Source organism: Bacteroides sp. HMSC067B03 (genome assembly GCF_001811315.1).
In the GTDB taxonomy this organism is placed as follows: domain Bacteria; phylum Bacteroidota; class Bacteroidia; order Bacteroidales; family Bacteroidaceae; genus Bacteroides; species Bacteroides faecis.
In genome coordinates this window covers 1-2521 of the sequence record NZ_KV804347.1, presented here as the reverse complement: position 1 = coordinate 2521, position 2521 = coordinate 1, and the positions used below count along the sequence as shown (strand labels likewise).

Genomic DNA, 2521 nt, shown 5'->3' with positions numbered 1-2521 from the left:
CAGCTCCAGCTGCGCCCGTAAGGGCATATAATAAATATAGCTTTGGCAAGCTATTAGGTTCGTGTTCTTTGAAATAATAACCTATCACCAGCCGACTTATCCATTCAACGAAAGACGATGGGGAGTGTAGCATGTCGGCAAAGCCGCAAGTGGACCAACTGTCAAGTCCTGACCGTGCGGCGAGGTGAAAAGACAGATATGAGGATAAAACCTATACTGGTTGAACGATAGTCCGAGCGGCTCGATGGTTAAGCCTTAACGGAAGACAGTTACAGACGTTTTGCTGTGATACCCAACTTCTCCCTGTAGGTCGATTGGGCAAAAGAACTTATCACGGAGCAACTACATACATAGTAAAGGACGAAAGTCGTATCCGACAATCTGCCATGCCAAATAGTTATTATATGTCTAAACGGGGATTACCTAAATCGGAATGCCTTAAAAGGCTATAAGGTAAAGACCTTTGAATATCCGACATGGTAACAGAGCTTCCGTAGTAGTCCGAGCAAGGGAAAGCCTTGTACATGGCGAAGGGAAGCAGCCTATATCGTTTAATGTCAAATTTTGGAAAATGTGAGAGACATGAAAAGAAATCCGGAAAAGATATTAAACAGTCTGACGCAACACAGTTCCGACTTGGAATACAAGTTCGAACGTCTGTATCGGGTACTGTTTAATGAAGAGATGTACTACATAGCCTACCAACACATATATGCCAAGCAAGGCAATATGACAAAGGGAGTTGACGGAAAGACCGTTGACGGCTTCAGTATATCCCACATTGAACAGTTAATTGATACGCTCAAGAATGAGACGTACCAGCCGAAACCCTCACAGCGAGTTTATATTCCGAAGAAAAACGGAAAGATGAGACCGCTGGGTATTCCGACATTCATAGACAAACTTCTGCAAGAGGTTATCCGAATGATTTTGGAAGCAATATATGAGGGCAGTTTTGAAAATTCTTCTCACGGTTTCAGACCACAAAGAAGTCCACATACTGCACTTTCAAGCATTCAAAAGACATTCAACAATACAAAATGGTTTATTGAGGGAGACATCAAAGGCTTCTTCGATAACATAGACCACGAAGTGCTGATAGCCATTCTTTCAGAAAGGATTTCTGACGAGAGATTTCTTCGACTTATCAGAAAGTTCCTGAATGCGGGATACGTTGAAGATTGGGTATTCCACAAATCATACAGCGGAACTCCGCAAGGTGGTATTATTAGCCCCATATTGGCTAATATATACCTTGACAAGTTTGATAAGTATATTAAAGAATACATCGAAAACTTTAACAAGGGAAAAAGACGTAAGGAAAATCCGATTGCAAAACAGCTCGGACATCGTAAAGCCAAGTTAGTTGCAAAACTACGAAACACTGTTGATGAAATGAAACGTAAACAGTTGTTTGCAGAAATTAGAGAAACAGTCAAAGAACGACTGAAATATCCAGCTGGTGATGAAATGGATAACAGTATCAAACGACTGAAATACATAAGATATGCGGATGATTTTCTAATTGGAGTAATCGGTAGCAAGCAGGATTGTATCCAAATCAAGGAGGACATAAAGCAATTTATGGCTGACAGATTAAAACTGGAACTGTCTAATGAGAAAACTCTGATTACCAACGCAAGAAAACATGCCAAATTTCTTGGGTATGATGTTTTTGTACGAAAGTCCAATGATACACACAGAGATAAGAACGGTCATTTGACAAGGTCGTTAGACCACAAGATTGTCCTATATGTAACAACCGAAACGATGCGGAAAAAACTTCTTGAATATAATGCTGTAAAGATTGTCAAGCGGAATGGTAAAGAGGTTTGGAAATCCAAAGGTCGCCCATATATGAGATGTCTTGATGATTTGGAGATTATAAGCCAATATAACTCTGAAATCGTAGGGTTTTACAACTACTACTCGATAGCAAACAACAGTCCTGTCATTGACTCATTCTATAATATTATGGAGTATAGTATGTACAAGACATACGCAGGCAAATACAGTACTTCAAAGAAAAAGATTATCGCGAAGTACAAGAAAAACAGCGTATTCTCCATACCGTACACAAATAAGAAAGGATATGAGGTCAGGCGTGAGTTTTACGACAAGGGTTTCAAACGCAAGGAACTGCCGAATCGAAATTTAGATGATAAATTGCCTAATACAGTCGCCATAACGGGTGGCAGAAATGGTCTAATCAAGAGGCTCCAAGCACGGGTATGTGAAAACTGCGGTGCAACAGATAATCTTGAAATGCACCATGTACGCAAACTTAAAGACTTGAAAGGCAAAAGTGATTGGGAAATAAAAATGATTTCCCGTAACCGTAAAACATTAGCAGTATGCACAGTATGTCATCAAAAAATACATTCGGGGAAGTTAGACTGAATGATAAGGTGGAGAGCCGTGTACGGGGAGACCTGTCAGCACGGTTCGGAGGCGAGTGCTTGGAAACCTGCCATGGTAAAACATGGCAAGGCGCCGGGTGCTTAGCCAGTGGCCAGATAGC

1 protein-coding gene is annotated in these 2521 nt (G+C 40.9%); it reads left to right on the top strand.

Features of this window, described 5'->3' with window-relative positions; all coding sequences use genetic code 11:
- Window positions 1-582 precede the first annotated feature (582 nt).
- Complete coding sequence (locus HMPREF2794_RS10890; RefSeq protein WP_070751518.1) at window positions 583-2400, top strand: reverse transcriptase domain-containing protein; 1818 nt, start codon at window positions 583-585, stop codon at window positions 2398-2400.
- The last annotated feature ends 121 nt before the right edge of the window (window positions 2401-2521 follow it).